Below are 24150 nucleotides of genomic sequence, written 5' to 3'. Positions count from 1 at the left end.
TTGGGATCGTCGGGTCTTTCATCCACCACGACGAGGACCGCCATGCACCTTCCCGCTTTCCTGCCCCGCCCGGCCGCGCGCACCCTGTACGCCGCGACCGCCGTCGCCGCCCTCGCGGCCGCCACGCTCGCGCCGCTGAGCGCGCGGGCCGCCGACCTCAGCCTGAACGTGGCCGAGGGCCCGGCCACCGAGGCCACGCTCTACATCGCGCTGTATGCCGATGCCGCCAGCTTCGGCGCCAGCAAGCCGCTGGCCTCCCAGAGCCTGCCGCTGCGCGAGGGCAAGGCGCGCGTGGTGTTCGCGGGCCTGCCGCCGGGCCGCTATGCGGTGCGCGCCTATGCCGACGAGAACGGCAACGGCAAGCTCGACACCAACCTCGTGGGCCTGCCGACCGAGCGCTACGGCTTCTCGAACGATGCCAGGGGCAAGCTCGGCGCGCCCGACTTCGAGGCCGCGGCGATCGGCGTCGACGCCGACCTGCAGAGCGCCATCCACCTGCGCTGAGGAGGCCGCCATGCAACGACGCGAACTGCTGCGCCTGCTGGCCGGCACCGGCGCCCTGCCCCTGCTCGCACCCTGGGCCCGAGCAGCGGGCGAGGAGAACTGGCAGGCCCAGTTCGAGGCCGCCGACGCCCCCTGGAAGATCGGCTTCGCCACGCCGCCCGGCGACCTGCCGCCGACCCGCGCCACAGTGCGCGGGCGCTTCCCCGACGCGGTGGCCGGCACGCTGTTCCGCGTCGGCCCCACCGGCCACGACCTGGGCGGCGAGCGCTACCACCACTGGTTCGACGGCGACGGCATGGTGCACCGTTTCGCGATCGCGGGCGGCGAGGTGCTGCACCAGGGCCGCTACGTGGCCACGCCCAAGCGCGTGGCCGAGCTGCGCGCCGGGCGCCGGCTGGTCGAGGCCTTCGGCACCGTGCCGCCGGGCGCGGAGCCGCCGGCCTCGCCCGACGCGATGAACGTCGCCAACACCAGCGTGCTGCCGCTGCAGGGCGAGGTGCTGGCGCTGTGGGAAGGCGGTTCGGCCACGCGCCTCGATGCGCGCACGCTCGATACGCTGGGCCTGAAGACCTGGCGCGCCGACCTCGCGGGCATGCCGTTCTCGGCCCACCCGAAGGTCGACCCCGACGGCACGGTCTGGAACTTCGGCGTGAGCTCGGGCGCGAGCCTGCTCGCGCTCTACGAGATCGCGCCCGAGGGCGGCCTGCGCCGCGCCGCCGCAGTGCCGGTGCCCGACCTGCCGATGGTCCACGACTTCGCCGTCACCGAGCGGCACCTGGTGTTCCTGATGCCGCCGCTGGTGTACGACGGCAAGCGCAAGGAGGCCGGCGCCAGCTTCCTCGATGCCCATGTCTGGCGGCCCGAGCTCGGCATGCGCGCGCTGGTGGTCGACAAGCGCGACTGGGAGCGGCGCCAGCTGCTGACCCTGCCGGCCGGCTTCCTGTTCCACGTCGGCAATGCCTGGGAGGAAGACACGCCGCGCGGCCCGCGCATCCACATCGACTACGTGCGCACCGAGGACGCCGAGTCGGTGTTCACGACCAACCGCGAGCTGATGCGCGCACGCCGCGTGCGCCAGAACGAACCGCGCCTGACCGTCGCCACGCTCGACCTGGCCGCCGGCCGGGCCACGCAGAAGGTGCTGCCGCAGGAGGCCGAGTTCCCGCGCATCGATCCGCGCCGCGTCGGCCTGCGCCATCGCCAGGTGATCCATGCCACGCTGACGCGGCCCGACGTGCCGGGCTTCCAGGCGGTGGCGCGCACCGACGTCGAGAGCGGCCGCAGCGAGCGCTTCGTCCATGGCGCGCAATCGATCGTCGAGGAGCATGTGTTCGTGCCCGACGGCAGGAAGCCGGGCTGGGTGCTGGGCACCTCGCTCGACTTCGGCCGCAAGTGCACGGTGCTGTCCTGCTTCGCGGCGGACCACCTCGCGGCGGGGCCGGTGGCGCAGGCCACCTTGCCCTATGCGCTGCCGCTGGGGCTGCACGGGGCCTTCGTGAAGGCCTGAGGCGCGAGGGGACGCATCAGGCGTCCCACCAGCCTTCGTCGAAACGCCCCTGCAGGAAGGCCACGAAGCTCGACACCTTGCCCGGCACCAGCTTGGGCGAGGGAAAGACGGCGTGGATCTCCTGCTCGGGCAGCGCATGGTCGGCCAGCACCGCGCGCACCTTGCCCGCGGCCAGCGACTCGCTGGCCACGTAGCGCGGCATCAGCGCGATGCCCAGGCCGTCGCGCGCGGCCGCCAGCACGGCCGAGAGGTTGTTGGAGCGGAAGCGGCCCGACACCGGCACCGTCACCGGCTCGCCCTTGGGCGTGTGCATGCGCCAGAACTCGTCGCCCACCACGCTGCTGTAGATCAGCGCCACGTGCGCGCTCAGGTCCTGCGCGCGCCTGGGCGTGCCGTGCTTCTTGAGGTAGGCCGGCGAGGCGACCATGGCCCAGGGGTTGGCGCCCAGGTAGCGCGCGCCCAGCGAGGAATCGGCCAGCTTGCCCATGCGCACCGCCACGTCGATGCCCTGCGCGATCAGGTCCACGTAGCGGTCCTCGAAGCTCAGGTCGATCTGCACCTGCGGATACCGGCGCATGTACTCGAGCGCGAGCGGCACCACCACGCGGCGGCCGAAGGCCACCGAGGTGCCGACGCGCAGCAGGCCCTGGGCCTGGTTCTGGCGCAGCTGCACCACGCTGTCGGCCTCCTCGGCGTCGCGCACGATCGACTTGCACTTCTCGTAGTAGAGCGCGCCGGGCTCGGTGAGGCTCACGCCGCGCGTGTTGCGGTTGAGCAGCCTTACTTTCAGGCGCGCCTCGGTGGCGGCGATCTGCTTGGTCACCGTGGGCTGGGTGGTGTGGAACTCGAGCGCGGCCTTCGAGAAGCTGCCGGTCTCCACCACGCGCACGAACATTTCCATTGCCAACAGCCGGTCCATCGCCACTCCTTCGGATCGCCGCCATCCTAATCACTTATTCCGCAATGGAATAGGTTTTATGGTCCCGTGCCGTCTTCTTGGAATCCGCCCCGCTTCCTACAGTGGACCCAAGCTTTCAAGGAGACTTTCAATGGCAAAGATGACCGCGGTCCAGGCCGCCGTGCTGGTGATGGAGAAGGAGGGCGTGACGCAGGCCTTCGGCGTGCCCGGTGCCGCCATCAATCCGATGTACTCGGCGCTGCGGCAACGCGGCAGCATCGCGCACATCCTCGCGCGCCACGTCGAGGGCGCCTCGCACATGGCCGAGGGCTACACCCGTGCCGTCGCCGGCAACATCGGCGTGTGCATCGGCACCTCGGGCCCCGCGGGCACCGACATGATCACCGGCCTGTACTCGGCCTGGGCCGACTCGATCCCGATCCTGTGCATCACCGGCCAGGCACCGCGCGCGCGCCTCTACAAGGAAGACTTCCAGGCGGTCGACATCGAGTCGATCTCCAAGCCGGTCACCAAGTGGTCGGTGACGGTGCGCGAACCCGGCCAGGTGCCGCAGGTGTTCCAGCAGGCCTTCCACCTGATGCGCTCGGGCCGCCCGGGCCCGGTGCTGATCGACCTGCCCTTCGACGTGCAGATGGCGCAGATCGAGTTCGACATCGACAGCTACGAACCGCTCAAGCCCTACAAGCCGGCCGCGAGCCGCGCCCAGATCGAGCGCGCGATCGAGATGCTGAACGCGGCCGAGCGCCCGCTGATCGTGGCCGGCGGCGGCGTCATCAATGCCGACGCGAGCGAACTGCTGGTGCGCTTCGCCGAAGCCACCGGCGTGCCCGTGATCCCCACGCTGATGGGCTGGGGCTCGATCCCCGACGACCATCCGCTGATGGCCGGCATGTGCGGCCTGCAGACCAGCCACCGCTACGGCAACGCCACCATGCTGGCCTCCGACTTCGTGCTGGGCATCGGCAACCGCTGGGCCAACCGCCATACCGGCTCGGTCGACGTCTACACCAAGGGCCGCAAGTTCGTGCACGTGGACATCGAGCCCACGCAGATCGGCCGCGTGTTCACGCCCGACTTCGGCATCGTCTCCGATGCCAAGGCCGCGCTCGAGCTGTTCGTGCAGGTGGCCGAGGAGATGAAGGCCGCGGGCCGGCTGCCGAGCCGCCGCGAGTGGGCCAACGCTTGCATCGAGCGCAAGAGGACCATGCTGCGCAAGACCAACTTCGACGAAGTGCCGATGAAGCCGCAGCGCGTGTACCAGTGCATGAACAACAACTTCGACAACGACACCTGCTACGTCAGCACCATCGGGCTGTCGCAGATCGCCGCGGCGCAGTTCCTGCACGTCTACAACCCGCGCCACTGGATCAACTGCGGCCAGGCCGGCCCGCTGGGCTGGACCATTCCCGCCGCGCTCGGCGTGCGCGCGGCCGACCCCACGCGCAAGATCGTCGCGCTCTCGGGCGACTACGACTTCCAGTTCATGATCGAGGAGCTCGCGGTGGGCGCGCAGTTCAAGCTGCCCTACATCCACATCGTGGTCAACAACTCCTACCTCGGCCTGATCCGCCAGGCGCAGCGCGGCTTCGAGATGGACTACTGCGTGCAGCTGGCCTTCGACAACATCAACGCGGGCCCCGACGCCGGCATCGAGAGCAGCTACGGCGTGGACCACATGAAGGTGGTCGAGGGCCTGGGCTGCAAGGCGATCCGCGTCAACCGCCAGGAAGAGATCGCCCCCGCGATCCGCCGCGCCGAGGCGCTGATGGCCGAGCACGGCGTGCCGGTGGTGATCGAGGTGATGCTCGAGCGCGTGACCAACATCGCGATGGGCACCGAGATCGACAACATCACCGAGTTCGAGCCGCTCGCGGAAACGCCGGCCGATGCGCCCACCGCCGTGGCGGCGGTGCTGCTGGACTGAGCACGGGCCATCACCGGATCGATTCGAAGGACCACACCATGCCCAAGTTCGCAGCCAATCTCACCATGCTCTTCACCGAGCTGCCGTTCCTGCAGCGCTTCGAGGCCGCCGCCAAGGCGGGCTTCGAGGCGGTGGAGTACCTGTTCCCCTACCCCTTCGAGAAGAAGGACCTCACCGCCGCGCTGCGCGCCAACGGCCTCGTGCAGGTGCTGCACAACCTGCCGGCCGGCGACTGGGACAAGGGCGAGCGCGGCATCGCCTGCCATCCGGACCGCACCGGCGAGTTCCGCGAAGGCATCGCGATGGCCATCGACTACGCCACGGCCCTCGGCTGCCCACAGGTCAACTGCCTGGTCGGCAAGGTGCCGGCCGGCGTGAGCCACGACATCGCCCACCGCACGGCGGTCGAGAACCTGCGCCTCGCCGCTTCCGAGCTCGAGGCGGCGGGCATCCGCCTGCTGGTCGAGCCGATCAACCCCTTCGACATTCCCGGCTTCTTCCTCAACCGCACCGAGCAGGCGATCGCGCTGATCGACGAGGTGGGCTCGGCCAACCTGCGCGTGCAGTACGACATCTACCACGCGCAACGCACCGAGGGCGAGCTGGGCAACACGCTCACGAAGCACTTCGCGCGTATCGGCCACATCCAGCTGGCCGACAACCCGGGCCGCGGCGAGCCGGGCACGGGCGAGATCAACTACCCGTGGCTGTTCCAGCACATCGATGCGCTGGGCTACGACGGCTTCATCGGCTGCGAATACAAGCCGCGCGCCACCACCGCCGAAGGCCTGGGCTGGCGCGAGGCGCTGACCCGCGCGCAGTGAACGACGACACCACAAGATTCAAGGAAACCTCAGACATGACGCAACAAGCATCGCAACGCATCGGATTCATCGGCCTGGGCATCATGGGCGCGCCCATGGCGGGCCACCTGCTCGAGGCCGGCCACCAGCTGTTCGTGAACACGCACGGCAACACGCCCGAGCCCTTCATCTCGCGCGCCACCATCTGCGCCTCGCCGGTCGAGGTCGCGCGCCAGGCCGACATCGTGTTCGTGATGGTGCCCGACACGCCCGACGTGGAGAAGGTGCTGTTCGGCGAACCGGGCCGCGACGGCGTGGCCGCGGGCCTGAGCAAGGGCAAGATCGTGGTGGACTGCAGCTCGATCGACCCGATCGCCACCAAGGGTTTCGCGCAGCGCATCGAGGCGCTGGGCTGCGGCTACATCGACGCGCCGGTCTCGGGCGGCGAGGTGGGCGCCAAGGCTGCGAGCCTCACGATCATGTGCGGCGGCGACGAAGGCACCTTCGGCCGCGTACGCCCGCTGCTCGAGAAGATGGGCAAGAACGTGACGCTGGTGGGCGGCGTGGGCGACGGCCAGGTCTGCAAGGTGGCCAACCAGATCATCGTGGCGCTGAACATCGCGGCCGTGGGCGAGGCACTGCTGTTCGCGAGCAAGGCCGGCGCCGATCCGGCCAAGGTGCGCCAGGCGCTGATGGGCGGCTTCGCGAGCTCGCGCATCCTCGAGGTGCATGGCGAACGCATGATCAAGCGCACCTTCGCGCCGGGCTTCCGCATCTCGCTGCACCAGAAGGACCTGAACCTCGCGCTGCAGAGCGCGCGTTCGCTGGGCGTGGCGCTGCCGCAGACGGCCGGCGCGGCGCAACTGATGAACGCCTGCGCGGCATTGGGCCATGGGCAGCAGGACCACTCGGCGCTGGTGCGTGCGCTGGAAGCGCTGGCGCAGCACACGGTGGCGCCGGACTGAGCCTGCGGCTCAGGTCTTCGCAGCCTCGAGGGATTCCTTGAGGTTGCGCCGCCGCCAGGCCCAGGTCTTGATGGCCTGCGGCAGGATGCCGAGGCAGGAGGCGTAGTAGGTCACCTTGAAGCCCCAGAAGCGCGGGCCGATGGGGGTGTCGCGGAACAGGTCGCCGGCCAGGATCGACAGCAGCGCCTCCTGCATGCGCCAGACGTTGCGCGGCGCCATGAACAGGCGACGGATCGCCGGCGAGGTGATGCGGTAGATGAACCACGAGAACATCTTCGGCCCGCGCTTCATCACCTTCTCGTAGTGGCGGAACGCGCGCTCGGCTTCCCTGGCCTCGCCGCGCAGCCACAGGTCGGCGGCCGTCGCGGCCTCGAAGCCGCTGTTCATCGCGAGGTAGACGCCCGAGGAGAACATCGGGTCGACGAAGGCATAGGCGTCGCCCACCATCATGAAGCGGTCGCCGCGGCAGAACTTGGAGTCGTAGGCGTAGTTGCCGGTGGCGGTGGCGCCCTCCATCAGCGTGGCGTTCTTCAATCGCGCGGCCAGCTTGGGCGCGAGCGCGATGGTCTCCATCAGGAAGTCCTCGAGCGAGGCGCCCTGGCGGCGCTTGAAGTAGGCCGGCGAGGCCACCGCGCCGACGCTCACGGTGCCGTCCTTGAGCGGGATGTACCAGAACCAGCCGTGGTCGAACCAGAACAGCGAGATATTGCCCTCGAAGCGGCCCGGCCGGCGCTCGGCATTGGCGAAATGGCCGTAGAGCGCGGCGCTCGCATGCTTGCGGTTGCGCTGCTTGGCGTCGAACTGGTTCGACAGCAGGGTGTCGCGCCCGCTGGCGTCGATCACGAAGCGCGGGCGCCAGGCGGTCTCGGTGCCGTCGTCGGCCTTGATCTTCACGAGCGGCCGGTTGTCGGGGGTGCCCTTGCCGGCGTCCATGTCGACGCCCGTGACGCGCTGGCCCTCGAAAGTCCGCGCGCCGCGCTTGCCGGCATGGCGGAACAGCAGCTCGTCGAACTCCGAGCGGCGCACGTGCACCGCGTAGGGGAAGCTCTTGTCCATCGCCTCGCCGAAGTCGAAATGGCTGCTGTGGTCGTGCCAGGGCGAGACGAACTCGGCGCCGTGCTTGCGGATGCCGATGGCCTCGACCTCGGTGCGCACGCCGAGCCGGTCGAACAGCGGCATGTTCATCGGCAGCAGCGATTCGCCGATGTGAAAGCGCGGATGCTGCGCCTTCTCGAACAGCACCACGTCGTGGCCCTTGTCCGCGAGCAGCGCGGCCACGGTGGAGCCCGAGGGGCCGCCGCCGATGACCACGACGTCGGGTTCGGTGCTGGTGAAAGGTCCGGAAGTCATTCGCTGCAAGCCTCTTGTTGTCGTTCTGTCATGTGGAGGATGAAGCCGCCCTCGCGGCAGGGCCGCAACCGGCCGAAGCGCAGTTTAGCCAACCCTCGGGCCGCGTCGAACCCGTTTCGGGCCCCCGTTGCGGGCCCGGCGCACCCGCTCTCTCCCACGCCCGCTATGGGTTCAGGCTTTTTCGGCATCGCCCTGGCAAGAAGAGGTAGCGCTTTTGCGGTAGCCTCGTCGCCCGTAGAAACAAGGAGACTTTCCATGGCCGCCCCCCTGTCACCGGCAGAAGAAGCACTGCGCGAAGCTGCCCGTGAGTACCACCGTTCGCCCGTCAAGGGCAAGATCTCGATCACCCCGACCAAGCCCCTGCTGAACCAGCGCGACCTGTCGCTGGCCTATTCGCCGGGCGTGGCCTATCCCTGCCTCGACATCGCGGCCGATCCGTCCACCGCCGCCGAATACACCGCGCGCGGCAACCTCGTGGGCGTGGTCACCAACGGCACGGCCGTGCTGGGCCTGGGCAACATCGGCCCGCTGGCCGCCAAGCCCGTGATGGAAGGCAAGGGCTGCCTGTTCAAGAAATTCGCCGGCATCGACGTGTTCGACATCGAACTGGCCGAGAACGACCCCGACAAGCTGGTCGACATCATCGCGGCGCTCGAGCCCACGCTGGGCGGCATCAACCTCGAGGACATCAAGGCGCCCGAGTGCTTCTACATCGAGAAGAAGCTGCGCGAGCGCATGAACATCCCGGTGTTCCACGACGACCAGCACGGCACGGCCATCATCTCGGCCGCCGCGCTGATCAACGGCCTGGAACTGGTCGACAAGAAGATCGAGGACGTGAAGATCGCCGTCTCGGGCGCGGGCGCCGCCGCCATCGCCTGCCTCGACGTGATGGTGGGCCTGGGCGTGAAGCCCGCCAACATCCACGCCTGCGACTCCAAGGGCCTGATCTACACCGGCCGCGCGGGCGGCTTCGACGAATCGAAGGCGCGCTACGCGCAGCCCGACACCGGCGCGCGCACGCTGGCCGACGTGGTGAAGGACGCCGACGTGTTCCTCGGCTGCTCGGCCCCGGGCGTGATGACGGCCGACATGGTCAAGACCATGGCGCGCCAGCCGATCATCCTGGCGCTGGCCAACCCCGAGCCCGAGATCCGCCCCGAGCTCGCCAAGGCCGTGCGGCCCGACTGCATCATCGCCACCGGCCGCTCGGACTACCCGAACCAGGTCAACAACGTGCTGTGCTTCCCGTACATCTTCCGCGGCGCGCTCGACTGCGGCGCGAGCAAGATCACGGAAGAGATGAAGCTGGCCTGCGTGCGCGAGATCGCCGACCTGACCAAGGCCGACATCAGCGAGGAAGTGGCCACCGCCTACGCGGGCCAGGAGCTCGCCTTCGGCCCCGACTACATCATTCCCAAGCCCTTCGATTCGCGCCTGATCCTGCGCATCGCGCCGGCCGTCGCCAAGGCCGCGCAGGCCTCGGGCGTGGCCACGCGCCCGATCGAGGACATGGATGCCTACCGCCAGCACCTCACGCGCTTCGTCTACCAGACCGGCATGTTCATGCGCCCGGTGTTCACCGCCGCCAAGCTGGCCACCGCCAAGCGCGTGGCCTATGCCGAGGGCGAGGACGAGCGCGTGCTGCGCGCGGCCCAGTACGCGGTCGACGAAGGCCTGGCACGGCCGATCCTGGTGGGACGCCCCGCCGTGATCGAGACGCGCATCAAGAAGGCCGGCCTGCACATCCGCCTGGGCACCGACTTCGAGGTGGTCGACCCCGAGGACGATCCGCGCTTCCGCATCTACTGGGAGAGCTACCACAAGCTCATGGGCCGCCGCGGCATGACGCCCGAGGCCGCCAAGGCCGCGGTGCGCCGCTCGAACACCGTGATCGCCGCGCTGATGATCCACCTCGGCGACGCCGACGCGATGATCTGCGGCATGGTCGGGCGCTTCGACGCCCACCTCGAGCACATCCGCGACCTGATCGGCCTGAAGCGCGGCGCGCCCGGCTTCGCGACCTTGAACGCGCTCACGCTCGACAAGCGCACCATCTTCATCACCGACACCAACGTGAACGAAGACCCGAGCGCCGAGATGCTCGCCAGCATCGCGCTGATGGCGGCCGAGGAGATCCACCGCTTCGGCCTGCCGCCGAAGGTCGCCTTCCTCTCGCACTCGAACTACGGCAGCTCCTCGCGCGGCTCGGGCCGCAAGATGCGGCTGGCGCGCGACCTGTTCGCGCAGATGGCGCCCGACATCGAATGCGATGGCGAGATGCACGGCGACGCGGCGCTCTCGGAAGAGATCCGCCGCACCGCGCTGCCCGACAGCACGCTCTCGGGCGAGGCCAACCTGCTGGTGTGCCCGAACCTCGATTCGGCCCACATCCTCTACAACGTGCTGAAGATGACCGGCGCCAACGGCATCACGGTGGGCCCGGTGCTGCTGGGCGCCGCGAGCTCGGCGCACGTGCTCACGCCCTCGTCGACGGTGCGCCGCATCATCAACATGACGGCGCTGGCGGTGGCGAAGGTCACGGTCGACAAGTAAGCGGGTCGCTTCAGACCACGGCGTCCTCGGCGGGTGCGAAAGCCTCGCCGAGCGACTGCTCGAGCGGCCGGTAGAGCTCGGGCATGAACATGGTGCGCGACAGCAGCAGCCGCGCGCGCGGCGCGACCAGCACGCGCAGGCGCGCGCCCTCGCGCACATGGGCCGACACCATCGGCCGGCCCTCGTCCGAGAAGGTCATCACGAGGTCGGGGAAGCGCGCGACGCGCCGGCCCTGCTGCTCGAGCAGCATGTATTCGTTGATGAAGCGCAGCACGGTGCGCGCTGCATCGTCGAGCTCGACCACGCCCACGTCCAGCCCCTCCTGCTGCTCGCAGCGGTAGCCGCGCACCGTGCCCTCGGCCACGATGCGGCCCTCGAGCGAGCGCGCCACGGCATCGACGCCGCCGTCGAGCCAGGCCTGGCCCAACGCGATCGCATGGCTGATCGCGCCGGGCGCGCCGTGCCGCTGCGCATAGCCCACCTCGACCGGATTGCGCGCCACCGCCACCAGGCCGCCCGCCTCCACCGAGGCGCGTCGCACCACGGCCGAGGTGCGCTCGAGCCGGCCCGACACCACGCCCTCGACGTAGCGCTGCGGCTCGCCGCCCGCATAGGCCTGCACCGAGAGGTAGCCGGGCTCGGTGTGCAGGCCCAGCGCGCCCATCACGCTCGACGGATGGGCGCGGCCGTTGCAGGCCAGGTCGATCACGGGCAGGCCGCTCATCGCGGCATGGAACCAGCCGTTGACCGTGGTCTCGGCACCGTTCTCGTTGGCATGCAGGCCGACCAGCTCACGGCCCGGCGGCAGTTCGCGGCGCAGCAGCTCGAGCGTGCGCAGCAGGTGCGCGGGCTGCACATGCGGATCGGGCGCGGCCGGCGCGCCGACCAGCGCCATGGTGGCGGTGAGCGCCGAGGGCTCGAACTCGTCGACGCTCCACAGCTGCGGCGTGCCGACCTGCAACGCGAGCGTGGCGGCGCGCTCGCCGGCCGCGATCAGCCCGCCGCCGCCGCCGCCGAGGATGGCGCCGCCCCAGATGGCCGCGCGGACGTCGTCGGGGGTCAGATTGCGTTTCATGGATGCATGGCTCCTGTGTGTGACGAATGAGAAGAAGGGATGGCTACTTGCGCAGGCTCTTCACCGCGCCCGAGAAGAAGCTGTAGAGCGCGTCGCCCGCGATCACGCCGCCCGCGAACACCTCGAGCCGCTCGCGCGCGGCGCTGCCGAGCACGCGCTGCACGAGCAGCCGGCAGGCGATGCCGGCCGCGACCATCCAGCCGGCCAGCGGGCTCGCGATCAGCAGGCCGGTGGCGAACAGCACGCCGAGCTGCTGGCGCGCGCCGCCCGCGAGCTGCAGCAGCGCGCCCGGCACGGCCCACAGCGCGAGGTTGCGCGCGGTGTCGCCCGAGATGCCGGCCTGGATGGCCGCGACGTAGGCCGCGTTGATCGGCGCCGTCTGGTGGTTGGCGAAGAACAGCCGCCAGCTGCAGGCCACGACCACGATCGCCACCGCGAAGCCCACCATGCCGGCGATCATCTGTTCGCGCCGGCCCGCGGTCTCGAAGGCCGTGCCCGAGGTCTCGCCTCGCAGCAGGTGGCCGGCCTTGAGGTCGTAGCCCATGTCGGCGAAGGCCGGCCCGGTGGCGGCCGAGAAGCCCGCGAGCACCACCAGCGCCTCGGGCGGAAAGCCGATCAGGATGCCGATCAGGAGCGAGATCAGCGCCACCGCGAAGGCCGGGAACCAGCCCGAATGCATGGCCGCGATGCCCACGATCAGCTCGTGCACGAAGGCCGCGAAGGTGCCGTAGAGCACGAAGCCCACGAGCATGCCCGGCGACATGCCGTGGTAGACGCCCGTGCCCACGGCCAGCAGCACCATGATCGCGAGGTAGCCGATGCCGCCCAGGCGCAGCGAGCGGCCCAGCGCACGGGCGCCGCGCGCATCGGGCGCGCCTGCAGTGACGCCGTGCTTCTTCAGCACCACGCGGCCCACCTGCGCCAACGCCACGATGCCGGCGCCGATCATCATCCCGTGCGGCAGGTAGAGCGCGCCGATGTCGATGCCGGTCAAGGGCAGGGCATGGCCGCGCACCAGCAGCCCGATGCCGAACGCGGTCATCGCGCCCAGGCCGCCGATCAGCGCCACGCCGAAGGCCGACATCGGCAGCTTGAACACCGCGCCCAGCGCGCCCGTGGCCAGGCCGCCCAGCAGCAGCCAGGCCTGCTTGCCGCCACCGTCGCCCGCCTTGATCGCCTCGGCCGCCGCGATGCCCAGCGGCCACGGGTTCTTCGCGGGGAAGGCCGGCGTGTCGAACATGCGGTAGAGCAGCCAGGCATCGAGCAGCATCGCGAGGCTCACGCCGACCAGCATCGGCACCACCATCTCGGGCAGGCCGAACAGGAACGGGATGCCGATCGGCAGGAACAGGCTGTTGGCCGCGCCGAAGGTGGCCGAGGAGATGCTGGTCTGCGCGAGGTTCTGCGCATGCACCGAGCGGAAGCCGCGGAACATGGCCAGCGGCACGCGCGCCAGGGTCATGGCCGCGAGCGCGCCGATCAGCGAGGTGCTCGGCGTGATGCCCAGGCTCGCGAGCATCTGGATGCCGACGATGGCGCCGAACACGCTGAGCACCAGCGTGAGGACCAGGTTGGCCGGTGCCAGGGCCTTGGGGTGCAGCGCGGGCGGGGTGTGGTCGTGCAGCGGCGCGAGCGCGGTGGCCTCGGTATCGATGCTCATCTTTTCAGTAGTTCCATTTTTTGGAACTTGATGCAATAATATTGAACCTCATCATAGGACCGGTCCGGGCGCTGTCAAGCGCGGTTCACCCGAGCCCGCACCCAGCCCCTGCCCTTGTCGCGCGCCGAACCTATGATTCCCCTCGATCCACCGCCCCCAGATATGAGCACCCTCGCCAACGCCATGGACGTCCTGAAACTGATCGCGCGCCTGCGCCGCGACATCACGGTGACGGACGTGGTGAACGAGCTGGGCCTGCCCAAGAGCTCGGCCTCGCGCACGCTGAGCATGATGGCCGGCTACGGTTTCCTCGACCGCGATGCCGCCACGCGCGCCTACCGGCCGGGCGGCGTGATCATGGAAGCCTCCTACCACTTCCGCGCCTCGCGCAACGCCGCCTCGCTGGTGGAGGAGGCGCTCGCCGCGCTGGTCGACCAGACCCGCTTCACGGGCTACATCAACGTGCTCGACGGCGCCGACACGCTGGTGATCCAGATGCGCGCCGGCGCCGGCGCGCTGCAGATCTACACGCCGCCGGGCAGCCGCGCGCCGGCCTATTCGAGCGCGATGGGCCGCGCGCTGCTAGCGCGCCTGAGCGATGCGGAAGTGACGGCGCTGCTCGGCGGCCGGCTCGACCAGGGCCGCGGCGACGCGCCGCGCACGCGCAAGGACCTGATGGCGCGGCTGGCCGTGATCCGCGAGACCGGCTGGGCCCTGTCGCGCGGCGAGTACGTGACCAACGTGGCGGGCATCTCGTCGTCGGTGTTCGACGCGGCCACGCGCCAGACCTATGCCTTCGGCGTCGCGCTGCCGGCCGAGCTGCTGTCGGAGCCGCTGGTCGAGCGCTACGGCGCCGTGGTGCGCGATGCCGCGGCGAACGTGGGCAAGCGCATCGGCGACCCGTATTGGCTCGCTTTCGGTGCCAACGTCCCCTGAATTTCGAAGGTTTTTCCCGTGTGCGGTGCAGTTTTTCGCTGGGCACGCACCGCCTTGAATCGCGGGAAGGGTTCGCACCAATCACGTGCGGGCACCGTTTTTGCTTGAATCCGGAAGCATTCACTTTCACGGAACCAAGCCCGCATGAACAAGCGCCATCTGCTCCAGTCCTTCCTCGCCGCCTCGGCCCTGAGCTTCGGCCTGCCCTCGGCCTTCGCCCAGGCCACGACGCCGATCAAGTTCCAGCTCGATTGGCGCTTCGAGGGACCGGCCGCGCTGTTCCTGCATCCGGCCGCCAAGGGCTACTTCAAGGCCGCCGGCCTCGACGTGACCATCGACGCGGGCAACGGCTCGGGCGGCACCGTCACGCGCGTGGCCTCGGGCGCCTACGACATGGGCTTCGCCGATCTCGCGGCGCTGATGGAATTCCACGCCAACAACCCCGACAGCCCGAACAAGCCGGTCGCGGTGATGATGGTCTACAACAACACGCCGGCCTCGGTCATGACGCTCAAGAAGAGCGGCATCACCAAGCCCGCCGACCTCACGGGCAAGAAGCTCGGCGCGCCGGTGTTCGATGCGGGCCGCCGCGCGTTCCCGATCTTCGCCAAGGCCAACAACATCGGCACGGTCAACTGGACCGCGATGGACCCGACCCTGCGCGAGACCATGCTGATGCGCGGCGACATCGACGCCATCACCGGCTTCACCTTCACCTCGCTGCTCAACCTCGAGGCGCGCGGCGCCAAGACGGCCGACGTGGTGATCCTGCCCTACCCCGACTACGGCGTGAAGCTCTACGGCAACGTCATCATCGCCTCGCCCAAGCTCATCAAGGAGAACCCCGAGGCGGTGAAGAAATTCCTCTCGGCCTTCGCCAAGGGCGCCAAGGAGGTGATCGCCAATCCCGCGCAGGGCATCGAGTCGGTGAAGGCGCGCGACGGCATCGTCGACAGCAAGCTCGAGACGCGCCGCCTGCAGCTCGCGATCGACACCGTGATCAACAGCCCCGACGCGCGCGCCGACGGCTTCGGCGCGGTCAACGCGGGCCGCCTGTCGCTGATGGCCTCGCAGGTGTCGGATGCCTTCAACACCAAGACCCGCGTGAGCCCCGAGGCCGTGTGGTCCGCCGCGCTGCTGCCGCCGGCGGCCGAACTCAGCGGGATCCTGCGCAAGTGATGGCGGACGCTGCGAACGAGGCCGCCCCCTTCGTCGACTTCCAGGACGTCTGGCTCGCCTACAACGAGGAACTGCTGCGCGCCAACCACTTCGCGGTCGAGGCCATCGACCTGAAGGTGAAGCGCGGCGAGTTCATCGCCATCGTCGGCCCCTCGGGCTGCGGCAAGTCGACCTTCATGAAGCTCACGACCGGGCTCCGGATGCCGTCGATGGGCCGCATCCGCATCGACGGTGCGCCGGTGACCGGGCCGCTCAAGATCTCGGGCATGGCCTTCCAGGCGCCCTCGCTGCTGCCCTGGCGCACCACGGTCGACAACGTGCTGCTGCCGCTGGAGATCGTCGAGCCCTACCGCTCGAACTTCAAGGCCAAGCGCAAGGCGTACGAGGAACGCGCGCGCCGCCTGCTGCAGAAGGTGGGCCTGGGCGGCTACGAGGACAAGTTCCCGTGGCAGCTCTCGGGCGGCATGCAGCAGCGCGCGAGCATCTGCCGCGCGCTGATCCACGAGCCCAAGATGCTGCTGCTCGACGAGCCCTTCGGCGCGCTCGACGCCTTCACGCGCGAGGAGCTCTGGTGCATCCTGCGCGACCTCTGGACCGAGCAGCGCTTCAACGTGATCCTGGTCACGCACGACCTGCGCGAATCGGTGTTCCTGGCCGACACGGTCTACGTGATGAGCAAGAGCCCGGGCCGCTTCGTGGTCAAGCGCGAGATCGAGCTACCGCGTCCGCGCGAGCTCGAGCTCACCTACACCAAGGAGTTCACCGACATCGTGCTCGAACTGCGCAGCCACATCGGCGCGATCCGCGGCAATGCCGCCGGCGCGACCGGTGCCGCCGCGGTGGCCCACTGAGGAGCGGCCATGAAGAACAACAAGCAACTCGAACGCTGGTCGCCCTGGCTGCTGCTCGTGGCGGTGATCCTGCTGTGGCAGGTGATCTGCGCGGGCTTCGGCGTCTCGGACTTCATCTTCCCGAGCCCGCTGCGCATCTGGAACCAGTTCTGGGAGTTCAAGGAGATCATCGCGGGCCATGCCTGGCGCACCTTCTGGGTCACGATGGCGGGCTTCGGCCTCGCGATCGTGGTGGGCGTGCTGCTCGGTTTCGTGATCGGCAGCTCGCGCCTCGCCTATGCGGCCATCTACCCGCTGATGACGGCCTTCAACGCGCTGCCCAAGGCGGCCTTCGTGCCGATCCTGGTCGTGTGGTTCGGCATCGGCATCGGGCCCGCGATCCTCACGGCCTTCCTGATCAGCTTCTTCCCGATCATGGTCAACATCGCGACCGGCCTCGCCACGCTCGAGCCCGAGCTCGAGGACGTGCTGCGCGTGCTCGGCGCCAAGCGCTGGGACGTGCTCATGAAGATCGGCCTGCCGCGTTCCATGCCCTACTTCTTCGGCTCGCTCAAGGTCGCGATCACGCTGGCCTTCGTGGGCACCACGGTCAGCGAGATGACCGCCGCCAACGAAGGCATCGGCTACCTGCTGATCTCGGCCGGCTCGTCGATGCAGATGGGCCTGGCCTTCGCGGGGCTGATGGTGGTGGGCGCGATGGCGATGCTGATGTACGAACTCTTCAGCGTGGTCGAGAAGCACACCACGGGCTGGGCGCACCGCGGGTCGCAGAACCAGTGAGGCGCTTCAGGGGCTGAGCACCGACAGCCCGCAGGCCGCGAGATAGAGCCCCAGCCCGAACACCGCGTGCGTGACGAGGCCGTGCCAGCGCGCCACCCACGGGCGCGGCGTGCGGCGCGCGGCGAACCCCGCGCCCATGCCCGGCTGCATCAGCAGCCAGGGCGCCGCCACCGTGCCGATGCCCACCAGCAGCGCGAGGCCCGGTGTCGGCCGCCGCGCCCAGTCGAGGCCACCGATTCCCAGCAGCACGAGCGCGAATGCGATGCCGGTCGCGTAGTGAAGAGCCCAGCCCAGCAGGCGCTCGCCGGGCACGGGCGCGGTGGCCGCAATCGGCCGATGGACGAAACGCCCGCGCGGCAGGTGCGCGGCCCAGCGGCCGACCAGCGCGTAGTCGAGCGAAGGCAGGCCGAACACGCGCCGGCGCACGACGGCCCAGAGGTCCATCACGACCGTGGCACCGATGCCGGTCGGCACGGCGCGCGCCAGCAGTTCGGCGATCTCAGCCATGGAACACCTCGTGCGGCAGGGCCGCTTCGGCACTGGCGAGCCAGCAGGCCGCGGTGAAGCGCACTTCGTCGCCCTGCACGAAGGGTTCGAAGGCGGCACGCACGGTCTCGATGACGCGCTCGCGTGTCGCCGCATCGGCCTGCTCGAGCGCGAGGCCGACGGGGCCAAGGCGGCTCAGGTAGGGCACGAGCTCCTGCGCGGGCAGGCTGCACGCCAGATCGACGGGACGGAGCGCGATCGCGCCCCAGCCGGCCTGAGCGAGGATGGCCTCGACCCGCTCGCGGTCCGCGAAGCCGAACTGTCCCGGCGCGCCCGGCCGGCGCGCGGGCAGTCGAGGCAACAGCGGCGCCGCGGCGCGTTCTGCCGTGGTCATGAACGGGTTCTCGGCGGCCGCGCGCCACGCGAGGAAGCGCAACACGGCACCGTCGCGCGCGGCGCGCCGCAGGTTCGCGAAGGCCGCGACCGAGTCGTCGAAGAACATCACGCCGAGGCGCGAGACGATGGTGTCGAACCCGGCCGGCGCGAAGGCATGCGTCTGCGCATCGGCGCACACGAAGCGCGCCAGCGAACCCTCGCGCTCGGCGCGTGCGCGGGCGGCCTCGATCATCGGCGCCGAGATGTCGATGCCGACGCATTCGCCGGCATCGCCCGACGGGCTCGCGAGCGCGAGCGTGACGGCACCGGTGCCGCAGCCCACGTCGAGCACGCGACCGAGGGCGCGCCCCGCCAGGGACTCGATCAGCAGCGTGCCGAGCGGTGCGAACAGGCGGTCGAGCAGCGGCTGCCGGTCGACCCAGGCGCGGCCCGCCGGGCCGTTCCACAGCCGCGACTGCTCGCTGTCGGACTCTTGCGTGTCGTGCATCTTTCTTTCCTTTCTGGCTTGCCTTCGGAAGGCGGAGAACGCACTATGCAAGTTCAAGTCGACTTGAGGTCAAGAGGATGGCACCACTGGATATCGCGCAGGTGGCGAGGCAATCGGGCGTGCCCGCTTCCACGCTGCGCTTCTACGACGAGAAGGGGCTGATCGCCTCGACGGGCCGGCAGGGGCTGCGCCGGCTGTTCGATCCCGGCGTGCTCGAGAAGCTCGCGCTGATCTCGCTGGGCCGGGCCGCCGGCTTCTCGCTCGACGAGATCGCGCGCATGTTCGCGCCCGACGGCCAGCCGCGCATCGACCGCCGCATGCTCGAGACCAAGGCCGACGAGCTCGACCGCACCATCCGCCAGCTCGCCGCGATGCGCGACGGCCTGCGGCATGCGGCCGTGTGCCGCGCGCCCAGCCACATGGAATGCCCGACCTTCCGGCGCATCCTGCGCGCCGCGGGCACGGGCGCCATCGCCGCGCCCGATCGCAAGGCGCCGCGCAAGCGCGCCGCTCAGTCGAGCAGCAAGGAGGCCTCGTCGCGCCAGTAGGCGACCGCCGCGAGCCAGCCTTCCCAGACGCAGCCGTTGCAGCCGCGCCCGCAGCAGGTGGTGGGTTCGGGCGGGGGCGCGCGCATCGACAGGCCGCGCGCCGCCAGCAGCGGCGCGATGCGCGCGATCAGGGCCTGGGCACTGGCGAGGTCGGTCGGCGTGGCGAGAAGGGCCGGGTCGGCGAAAGGCGAAGCGGACATGCGGTGCGGAGGCGGTCGAGGCGCGATTGTCGGTGCTTCAGCAGCCCTTCAGGCCGCGCGGGCGTTCGTCCGCAGAATCGCCGCGATGGTCCGCTCCGATGCCCTGCCCCGCCTGCCGCACGTCGACCTGCTGCGCGGCCTGCTGGTGGTCTGCGTGATCCTGCTGCATGCGAACCTGCGCCTGCCCTTCGGTCCGCCCGAGCTCGCGCAGGCACTCGGGCCGCGCCTGCAGGGCATCGTGTTCAGGAGCGGCTACTACGCGGTGATCGCGTTCTTCGTGGTGTCGGGCTACCTGATCACGAGCGCCTCGCTGCGCCGCTGGGGCACGCTGTCGCACGTGCCGCCCGGTGCCTTCTACCGCCTGCGCGCGGCGCGCATCCTGCCGAGCCTCGTGCTGCTGCTCGCGGTACTGAGCGTGCTGCACCTCGCGGGCAGTGCCTGGTTCGCGCTCGACACGACGAAGGTCTCGCTGCCGCGCGCGCTGCTCGCGGCGCTGGGGCTGCACCTCAACTGGCTCGAGGCGCAGGTCGGCTACCTGCCCGGCCCCTGGGGCGTGCTGTGGTCGCTCTCGGTCGAGGAGGCCTTCTACCTGGGCTTTCCGTGGCTGTGCCTGCTCGCGCGCGGCGAGCGCCGCTTCGCGCTGCTGATGCTGGTGCCGATCGCGCTCGGGCCGCTGGCGCGCAGCGTGTGGAGCGACAACGAGCTGTGGCAGGACCACGCCTACCTCTCGGGCATGGACGGCATCGCCTTCGGCTGCCTCGCGGCACTGCTCGCGCACCGCGTGCCGCGCGCGCCCTCGGCCACGGTGCATCGGCTGCTGCTGGCCGCGGGCGCGCTGCTGGTGGCGGGCGTGTTCTGCTTGCGGCGCGAGGTGTTCCAGCTCGGCCTCACGCGCTTCGGCCTGCAGGTCACGCTGCTCGAACTGGGCCTCGCGCTGCTGCTGGTGGCGGCGCACTGGCAGCCCTGGCGCTGGTGCGCGGGCGCGGCCACGGCGCCGCTGCGCTGGTTCGGGCGCCACAGCTACGAGGTCTACCTGAGCCACATGTTCGTGGTGATTCCCGGTGCCTGGTGGTTCCAGCAATCGGGCCTGTCGGCGACGTGGATTCCGCTCGGCTACTTCGCGCTGCTGGCCGCGTCGGGGCTGCTGGGGCAGGTGGTGGCGCGAGGCTTCTCCGAGCCCTGCAACCGCTGGCTGCGCCAGGCCTGATCAGGTCCCGAGGTTCAGCTCCAGCCGCATCCGCGCGCCGCCCGTGTCGTTGCTGCCGATGGTGAGCCGCCCGCGGTGCAGGTGCGCCACCTCGGCCACGAGGTGCAGCCCGAGCCCGGCGCCGCGCCCGCGCGGCACCAGCCGGTGGAAGGGCTCGACCACGCGCTCGCGCTCCGACTCGGGAATGCCGGGCCCCGAGTCGAGCACCTCGATGCAGAAGGGCTCGCACAGCCGCACCTGGATGTCGCAGCCCTGCCCGCCATGCTCGATCGCGTTCTGGATCAGGTTGGTCAGCGCACGCTCGAGCGAGGGCGCATCGCCGCCGACAACGATCGCCAGCGGCGCATCGACCGACAGGGTGCAGCGGTTCATGATCGCGAGCGGCGCGAGGTCGGCCGCCGCGCGCTCGCACAGCGCCTTCAGGTCCACCTGCTGCGCCTGCACCACCACGCCGTCGAGCCGCTGCAGGTCGAGCAACTGCTCGGCCAGTGTCGCCAGGCGCGCCGAGGCCTGCATCAGCTTGACCTTGAGCGGATCGTTGGGCAGCCCCTCGAGGCGGATCTGCAGGATGGTGATCGGCGTGCGCAGCTCGTGCGCCGCGTCGGCCAGGAAGCGCTCCTGCCGGTCGTAGCCCTCGTTGAGCCGGTCGAAGGCGCGGTTGACCGCATTGACCAGCGGCCGGATCTCGCCGGCCACGCCGTCGAGCGGCAGCCGCGTGGTGCGCTCGTGCACGTCGATGCTCTCGGCATGCGCGGCGGTGGCGATCAGCCCCTTGAGCCCGCGCTTCACCACGAAGGGCGTCGCGAGGATCACGCCGAGGCAGGTGACGAGCGCCATCGGCGCCACCAGGAACAGGAAGGCCACGCCGGTGCCGCGCAGCGTGCTCTTCATCGACAGCGGGCTGCCGGTCTGGACCATCATTGCCACCGGGCCGGCGCGCGTCTCGACGCGCTCGAAGCGCGCCTTCGGCTGGCCGTTGCTGGTGGCGAGGTCGATCCATACGCGGTCGATGCCGTCGAAGCGTCCGGCCAGGCCGAGGTAGCGCTCGGGCACCTCGCCCTGCACGAGCTGGTGGCCCTGCGCATCGCGCACGATGAACCACAGGCCCGCGCCGGCGTTGCCGCGCAGCTGTTCGAACTCGGGCGTGGGCGCGAGCGCGAGTGCGCCGTCGCCCGCGCGCACGACCGCATCGCGGATCACGCGCACCGTCTCCTCGCCGGTCTCGTCGACCACCCGGCCCAGCACCCAGGCCAGGCCGATGAAGCCACCCATCACCAGCAGCCCCACCACCACCTGCAGCAGGATCAGGCTCCAGATCAGCTGCCAGCGCAGCGACAGCAGCTTCATGCGGCGCCCGGCGCCGCGCACAGCAGGTAGCCCACGCCGCGGATGGCGTGGATCTCGACCTGGGCGCCGGCCTTGTCGAGCTTGGAACGCAGGCGCGAGACATGGGTGTCGAGCGCGTTCGAATGGATGTCGCCCTCCTGCCCGTAGACGCGGTCGTGCAGCGATTCGCGCAGCACGGTGCGCCCGCGCTGCTCGAGCAGGGCCTCGAGCACCAGCAGCTCGCGCCGCGTGAGCAGCAGGCTCTGCGCATCGACATGCGCCTGCCGCTGCAGGTGGTCGAACTGCAGCCGCGCCAGCGCGGTGACCGGGTTCGCGCGCAGGGCAGGACGGCGTGCAAGCGCGCGCACGCGCGCCATCAGCTCGTCCATCGAGAAGGGCTTGGCCAGGTAGTCGTCGGCGCCACCGTCGAGGCTCAGCACGCGCTCGGAGATGTCGGCCATCGCGGTGAGCACCAGCACCGCGGCCGCGATCCCGTTGGCGCGCAGGAACTCGATCAGGCTCAGGCCATCGCCATCGGGCAGGCCGCGATCGAGCACGATCACCTCGTGCTGGCCCGCGAGCACCGCGTCCTGTGCCTCGCGCAGCGAACCGGCCACGTCGACCACCGCCTGGTTCTGGCGCAGTGCCGCCGCCAGCGCCTGCGCGAGTTCGGCTTCGTCTTCGACCAGCAGGATTCTCATATCGGGCGGGAATTCTAGAGGCCGGCCCCGATCCGACATTCGTAATGTTCACGCAATGCCGGCGCCTACCCTGGCCGGTTCATCCATCCAGGGAGCCCAGGTGACACCCCTCTCGTCCCGCCCCGTCAGGACCCCATGGCACGCGGCGCTGGCGCGGCGCATCGCCACGCTCTGGGTCACCAAGATGCTCGGCACCACGCTCGGCATCTCGGGCTTCTTCGTGCTGTATTTCTGGGTCATGCACCACCCGCTCGGCCTGCCGCTCACGATGCCGCTCACGGCCGTCGACCACTGGGTGCCGCTGAGCGAGGACGCGCTGCCGCTCTACGCCTCGCTGTGGCTCTACGTGGGCCTGGCGCCGGCCCTGGCCAAGGACCGCGCCGAGCTGCTGCTGCATGCGCAGGCCGCGGCGCTGATGGCCGCCATCGGGCTCGCGGTGTTCTGGCTCTTTCCGACCGTGGTGCCGGTGTTCGCGGTCGACTGGACGCAGTACCCCTCACTGCAGTTCCTCAAGAGCACCGACGCGGGCGGCAATGCCTTTCCCTCGCTGCACGTGTCCTTCGCGGTGTTCACGGCCGTGCTGATGACGCGCCAGCTGCGCAGCGTGGACGCGCCCGCCTGGGTGCTGGCGCTCAACTGGCTGTGGGCGGCGGGGATCGTCTACTCGACGCTGGCCACGCGCCAGCACGTGCTGCTCGACGTGCTCGGCGGCACGGCGCTGGCGGGGTTCATGAGCTGGATCACCGGCCCGGCGCGGCGGCGGCTGATCCTCGTGGGCGTCTGAGGCGGCGCCCGGCCTTCATCACCAGAAGATCCAGAGCGCGAGGCCGCCGAAGATCGCCCACTTCACGAGGTAGTACACGCGCTTGTCCCAGGCCTTGAGGCGCTTGCCGATCACGCGGATCTGGTAGATGTACTTGAAGGCGCGGTTGATGCCGCCGGTCTTGTCGCCGGCATCGTTGGGCGAGCTGGCCGCGGCCAGCAGGTTCTTCGCGAACCAGCGGTTGACGGCGCTGGCCCAACGGTACTTGAGCGGACGCTCGATGTCGCAGAACAGGATCACGCGGTCGTGGTCGGTGGTGTTCTCGGCATAGTGGATGTAGGTCTCGTCGAACACCACCGATTCGCCGTCGCGCCAGTGGTAGCGCTGGCCGTCGACGTCGATGTAGCAGCCCTCCACGCCCGGCGTCCACAGGCCCAGGTGGTAGCGCAGCGAACCCGCGAAGGGGTCGCGGTGGCGCACCAGCCGGCTGCCGGGCGGCAGCTCGGCGAACATCGCGGCCTTGATGGTGCCGATGCCGCGCAGCAGTTCGGTCGTGCGCGGGCACAGCACCGCGGCCGAGGGATGGGCCTCGTCGTACCACTTGAGGTAGAAGCGCTTCCAGCCGCTCTTGAAGAAGGAGTTGAAGCCCACGTCGTTGAACTGGCTCGAGGCCTTGATGCTGCCGCCGTTGCGCATCGCGAGCGCTTCCTCGCGGATGACCTCCCAGTTCTCCTCGAGCACGCGCATCTCGGGGAATTCCTTGGGCGACAGGTACGGCGTGCTCGGCACCTTCGAGAAAAGGTACATGAACACGTTGAGCGGCGCGAGGAAGGTCGAGTGGTCCGACAGCTGGCGGAAGAAACGATGGCGCACCTGGCCGCGGAAATGCACGTAGAGCGCACTGAGCGCGAAGATGGCGAGAATGACCCACTTCATGTGAGAGTGTCCTGTTCGGGGGGAGCGCTGGAGAGCACCCGCTAGTTTAATTCTTCACACTTCAATGAGCCTGACGCGGGTTTTGGCCCCG

The 24150-nt window shown here is 70.0% G+C and carries 23 protein-coding genes; 13 read left to right on the top strand and 10 right to left on the bottom strand.

All coding sequences use genetic code 11. From position 1 onward, the window contains the following. Positions 1-42: 42 nt before the first annotated feature. Positions 43-504 (top strand): DUF2141 domain-containing protein, encoded by a 462-nt coding sequence (locus AC07RM_RS27020; protein WP_495336525.1) that lies wholly within the window; start codon positions 43-45, stop codon positions 502-504. Between the two features lie 10 nt (positions 505-514). Continuing rightward, positions 515-2011 (top strand): carotenoid oxygenase family protein, encoded by a 1497-nt coding sequence (locus tag AC07RM_RS27015; protein ID WP_495336524.1) that lies wholly within the window; start codon positions 515-517, stop codon positions 2009-2011. Positions 2012-2027: 16 nt separating this feature from the next. Here the strand turns inward: AC07RM_RS27015 and AC07RM_RS27010 are convergent, their stop codons facing one another. Then, positions 2028-2930, bottom strand: a complete 903-nt coding sequence (locus AC07RM_RS27010) for a LysR family transcriptional regulator (RefSeq protein ID WP_057591557.1) — start codon at positions 2928-2930, stop codon at positions 2028-2030. 130 nt (positions 2931-3060) lie between these two features. Here AC07RM_RS27010 and gcl point away from each other — a divergent pair, with 130 nt between their 5' ends. Genes gcl through AC07RM_RS26995 form a run of 3 tightly spaced genes read left to right on the top strand, consistent with a single transcriptional unit; the run spans position 3061 to position 6622 of the window. Continuing rightward, positions 3061-4854 (top strand): glyoxylate carboligase, encoded by a 1794-nt coding sequence (gcl, locus tag AC07RM_RS27005; protein WP_057591558.1) that lies wholly within the window; start codon positions 3061-3063, stop codon positions 4852-4854. Between the two features lie 38 nt (positions 4855-4892). Then, positions 4893-5678 carry a hydroxypyruvate isomerase gene (gene hyi / locus AC07RM_RS27000; protein WP_495336523.1) on the top strand — a complete coding sequence of 262 codons (786 nt, stop codon included), beginning with the start codon at positions 4893-4895 and terminating at the stop codon, positions 5676-5678. 35 nt (positions 5679-5713) lie between these two features. Further along, on the top strand, positions 5714-6622 hold the full coding sequence (locus AC07RM_RS26995; protein ID WP_057591560.1) for a 2-hydroxy-3-oxopropionate reductase: 909 nt from the start codon (positions 5714-5716) through the stop codon (positions 6620-6622). Positions 6623-6631: 9 nt separating this feature from the next. Here the strand turns inward: AC07RM_RS26995 and AC07RM_RS26990 are convergent, their stop codons facing one another. Then, positions 6632-7972 carry an NAD(P)/FAD-dependent oxidoreductase gene (locus AC07RM_RS26990; RefSeq protein WP_495336522.1) on the bottom strand — a complete coding sequence of 447 codons (1341 nt, stop codon included), beginning with the start codon at positions 7970-7972 and terminating at the stop codon, positions 6632-6634. A 255-nt stretch (positions 7973-8227) separates the two neighbouring features. Here AC07RM_RS26990 and AC07RM_RS26985 point away from each other — a divergent pair, with 255 nt between their 5' ends. Continuing rightward, on the top strand, positions 8228-10528 hold the full coding sequence (locus AC07RM_RS26985) for an NADP-dependent malic enzyme (RefSeq protein ID WP_093340591.1): 2301 nt from the start codon (positions 8228-8230) through the stop codon (positions 10526-10528). Positions 10529-10538: 10 nt separating this feature from the next. On the opposite strand, the gene AC07RM_RS26980 is transcribed toward AC07RM_RS26985, so the two are convergent. Together AC07RM_RS26980 and AC07RM_RS26975 are read right to left on the bottom strand one after the other, a co-directional pair. After that, entirely contained in the window at positions 10539-11603 is a 1065-nt protein-coding gene (locus AC07RM_RS26980) for an S-methyl thiohydantoin desulfurase domain-containing protein (protein WP_495336521.1), read from the bottom strand. 43 nt (positions 11604-11646) lie between these two features. Further along, the gene (locus AC07RM_RS26975) at positions 11647-13263 is read right to left on the bottom strand and encodes an OPT/YSL family transporter (RefSeq protein ID WP_495336520.1); all 1617 of its coding nucleotides are present in this window, start codon (positions 13261-13263) and stop codon (positions 11647-11649) included. Between the two features lie 132 nt (positions 13264-13395). Here AC07RM_RS26975 and AC07RM_RS26970 point away from each other — a divergent pair, with 132 nt between their 5' ends. The 4 genes from AC07RM_RS26970 to AC07RM_RS26955 all read left to right on the top strand — a co-directional run bounded on the left by AC07RM_RS26970 (position 13396) and on the right by AC07RM_RS26955 (position 17009). Beyond that, the gene (locus AC07RM_RS26970) at positions 13396-14199 is read left to right on the top strand and encodes an IclR family transcriptional regulator (protein WP_495336519.1); all 804 of its coding nucleotides are present in this window, start codon (positions 13396-13398) and stop codon (positions 14197-14199) included. A 144-nt stretch (positions 14200-14343) separates the two neighbouring features. After that, entirely contained in the window at positions 14344-15378 is a 1035-nt protein-coding gene (locus AC07RM_RS26965) for an ABC transporter substrate-binding protein (protein WP_203202398.1), read from the top strand. Further along, the gene (locus AC07RM_RS26960; RefSeq protein ID WP_093340599.1) at positions 15378-16229 is read left to right on the top strand and encodes an ABC transporter ATP-binding protein; all 852 of its coding nucleotides are present in this window, start codon (positions 15378-15380) and stop codon (positions 16227-16229) included. Before AC07RM_RS26965 ends, AC07RM_RS26960 begins: the two co-directional genes overlap by 1 nt. A 9-nt stretch (positions 16230-16238) precedes the next feature. Then, positions 16239-17009, top strand: a complete 771-nt coding sequence (locus tag AC07RM_RS26955; RefSeq protein WP_093340600.1) for an ABC transporter permease — start codon at positions 16239-16241, stop codon at positions 17007-17009. 6 nt (positions 17010-17015) lie between these two features. Here the strand turns inward: AC07RM_RS26955 and AC07RM_RS26950 are convergent, their stop codons facing one another. Both AC07RM_RS26950 and AC07RM_RS26945 read right to left on the bottom strand, forming a co-directional pair. Then, positions 17016-17516 (bottom strand): DUF2938 domain-containing protein, encoded by a 501-nt coding sequence (locus AC07RM_RS26950; protein ID WP_495336518.1) that lies wholly within the window; start codon positions 17514-17516, stop codon positions 17016-17018. Continuing rightward, positions 17509-18378, bottom strand: a complete 870-nt coding sequence (locus AC07RM_RS26945) for a class I SAM-dependent methyltransferase (RefSeq protein ID WP_495336517.1) — start codon at positions 18376-18378, stop codon at positions 17509-17511. The genes AC07RM_RS26950 and AC07RM_RS26945 overlap by 8 nt, the downstream gene beginning before the upstream one ends. A 77-nt stretch (positions 18379-18455) precedes the next feature. Here AC07RM_RS26945 and AC07RM_RS26940 point away from each other — a divergent pair, with 77 nt between their 5' ends. Then, on the top strand, positions 18456-18926 hold the full coding sequence (locus tag AC07RM_RS26940; RefSeq protein WP_495320874.1) for a helix-turn-helix domain-containing protein: 471 nt from the start codon (positions 18456-18458) through the stop codon (positions 18924-18926). Here the strand turns inward: AC07RM_RS26940 and AC07RM_RS26935 are convergent. Then, entirely contained in the window at positions 18890-19126 is a 237-nt protein-coding gene (locus tag AC07RM_RS26935; RefSeq protein ID WP_495336516.1) for an oxidoreductase-like domain-containing protein, read from the bottom strand. The genes AC07RM_RS26940 and AC07RM_RS26935 overlap by 37 nt on opposite strands. A gap of 85 nt (positions 19127-19211) precedes the next feature. Between AC07RM_RS26935 and AC07RM_RS26930 the strand changes: the two genes are divergently transcribed. Further along, positions 19212-20333: an acyltransferase family protein gene (locus AC07RM_RS26930; RefSeq protein ID WP_495336515.1), complete on the top strand. Its 1122-nt coding sequence runs from the start codon at positions 19212-19214 to the stop codon at positions 20331-20333. On the opposite strand, the gene AC07RM_RS26925 is transcribed toward AC07RM_RS26930, so the two are convergent. Both AC07RM_RS26925 and AC07RM_RS26920 read right to left on the bottom strand, forming a co-directional pair. Continuing rightward, on the bottom strand, positions 20334-21680 hold the full coding sequence (locus tag AC07RM_RS26925; RefSeq protein WP_398498923.1) for a sensor histidine kinase: 1347 nt from the start codon (positions 21678-21680) through the stop codon (positions 20334-20336). It lies immediately after the preceding gene. Next, entirely contained in the window at positions 21677-22360 is a 684-nt protein-coding gene (locus AC07RM_RS26920) for a response regulator (protein WP_093340609.1), read from the bottom strand. Before AC07RM_RS26920 ends, AC07RM_RS26925 begins: the two co-directional genes overlap by 4 nt. Before the next feature lie 100 nt (positions 22361-22460). Here AC07RM_RS26920 and AC07RM_RS26915 point away from each other — a divergent pair, with 100 nt between their 5' ends. After that, positions 22461-23144, top strand: a complete 684-nt coding sequence (locus AC07RM_RS26915; protein WP_495336514.1) for a phosphatase PAP2 family protein — start codon at positions 22461-22463, stop codon at positions 23142-23144. 18 nt (positions 23145-23162) lie between these two features. Here AC07RM_RS26915 and lpxO read toward each other — a convergent pair whose 3' ends face one another. After that, entirely contained in the window at positions 23163-24059 is an 897-nt protein-coding gene (gene lpxO / locus AC07RM_RS26910; protein WP_093340613.1) for a lipid A hydroxylase LpxO, read from the bottom strand. Positions 24060-24150: the final 91 nt, after the last annotated feature.

It is taken from the genome of Variovorax sp. GW821-FHT09B05, assembly GCF_059418265.1.
This window is presented reverse-complemented; position numbering and strand designations above follow the sequence as displayed.

Bases quoted from the DNA above. Each gene is read 5' to 3' on its own strand.
- AC07RM_RS26960 (WP_093340599.1), top strand. From the start codon at position 15,378: ATGGCGGACGCTGCGAACGAGGCCGCCCCCTTCGTCGACTTCCAGGAC.
- AC07RM_RS26955 (WP_093340600.1), top strand. From the start codon at position 16,239: ATGAAGAACAACAAGCAACTCGAACGCTGGTCGCCCTGGCTGCTGCTC.
- AC07RM_RS27020 (WP_495336525.1), top strand. From the start codon at position 43: ATGCACCTTCCCGCTTTCCTGCCCCGCCCGGCCGCGCGCACCCTGTAC.
- hyi (WP_495336523.1), top strand. From the start codon at position 4,893: ATGCCCAAGTTCGCAGCCAATCTCACCATGCTCTTCACCGAGCTGCCG.
- AC07RM_RS26965 (WP_203202398.1), top strand. From the start codon at position 14,344: ATGAACAAGCGCCATCTGCTCCAGTCCTTCCTCGCCGCCTCGGCCCTG.
- AC07RM_RS27010 (WP_057591557.1), bottom strand. From the start codon at position 2,930: ATGGACCGGCTGTTGGCAATGGAAATGTTCGTGCGCGTGGTGGAGACC.
- AC07RM_RS26950 (WP_495336518.1), bottom strand. From the start codon at position 17,516: ATGGCTGAGATCGCCGAACTGCTGGCGCGCGCCGTGCCGACCGGCATC.
- AC07RM_RS26975 (WP_495336520.1), bottom strand. From the start codon at position 13,263: ATGAGCATCGATACCGAGGCCACCGCGCTCGCGCCGCTGCACGACCAC.
- AC07RM_RS26925 (WP_398498923.1), bottom strand. From the start codon at position 21,680: ATGAAGCTGCTGTCGCTGCGCTGGCAGCTGATCTGGAGCCTGATCCTG.
- AC07RM_RS27015 (WP_495336524.1), top strand. From the start codon at position 515: ATGCAACGACGCGAACTGCTGCGCCTGCTGGCCGGCACCGGCGCCCTG.
- AC07RM_RS26995 (WP_057591560.1), top strand. From the start codon at position 5,714: ATGACGCAACAAGCATCGCAACGCATCGGATTCATCGGCCTGGGCATC.
- AC07RM_RS26985 (WP_093340591.1), top strand. From the start codon at position 8,228: ATGGCCGCCCCCCTGTCACCGGCAGAAGAAGCACTGCGCGAAGCTGCC.
- AC07RM_RS26970 (WP_495336519.1), top strand. From the start codon at position 13,396: ATGATTCCCCTCGATCCACCGCCCCCAGATATGAGCACCCTCGCCAAC.
- AC07RM_RS26945 (WP_495336517.1), bottom strand. From the start codon at position 18,378: ATGCACGACACGCAAGAGTCCGACAGCGAGCAGTCGCGGCTGTGGAAC.
- AC07RM_RS26990 (WP_495336522.1), bottom strand. From the start codon at position 7,972: ATGACTTCCGGACCTTTCACCAGCACCGAACCCGACGTCGTGGTCATC.
- AC07RM_RS26920 (WP_093340609.1), bottom strand. From the start codon at position 22,360: ATGAGAATCCTGCTGGTCGAAGACGAAGCCGAACTCGCGCAGGCGCTG.
- AC07RM_RS26940 (WP_495320874.1), top strand. From the start codon at position 18,456: ATGGCACCACTGGATATCGCGCAGGTGGCGAGGCAATCGGGCGTGCCC.
- lpxO (WP_093340613.1), bottom strand. From the start codon at position 24,059: ATGAAGTGGGTCATTCTCGCCATCTTCGCGCTCAGTGCGCTCTACGTG.
- AC07RM_RS26935 (WP_495336516.1), bottom strand. From the start codon at position 19,126: ATGTCCGCTTCGCCTTTCGCCGACCCGGCCCTTCTCGCCACGCCGACC.
- AC07RM_RS26980 (WP_495336521.1), bottom strand. From the start codon at position 11,603: ATGAAACGCAATCTGACCCCCGACGACGTCCGCGCGGCCATCTGGGGC.
- AC07RM_RS26930 (WP_495336515.1), top strand. From the start codon at position 19,212: ATGGTCCGCTCCGATGCCCTGCCCCGCCTGCCGCACGTCGACCTGCTG.
- gcl (WP_057591558.1), top strand. From the start codon at position 3,061: ATGGCAAAGATGACCGCGGTCCAGGCCGCCGTGCTGGTGATGGAGAAG.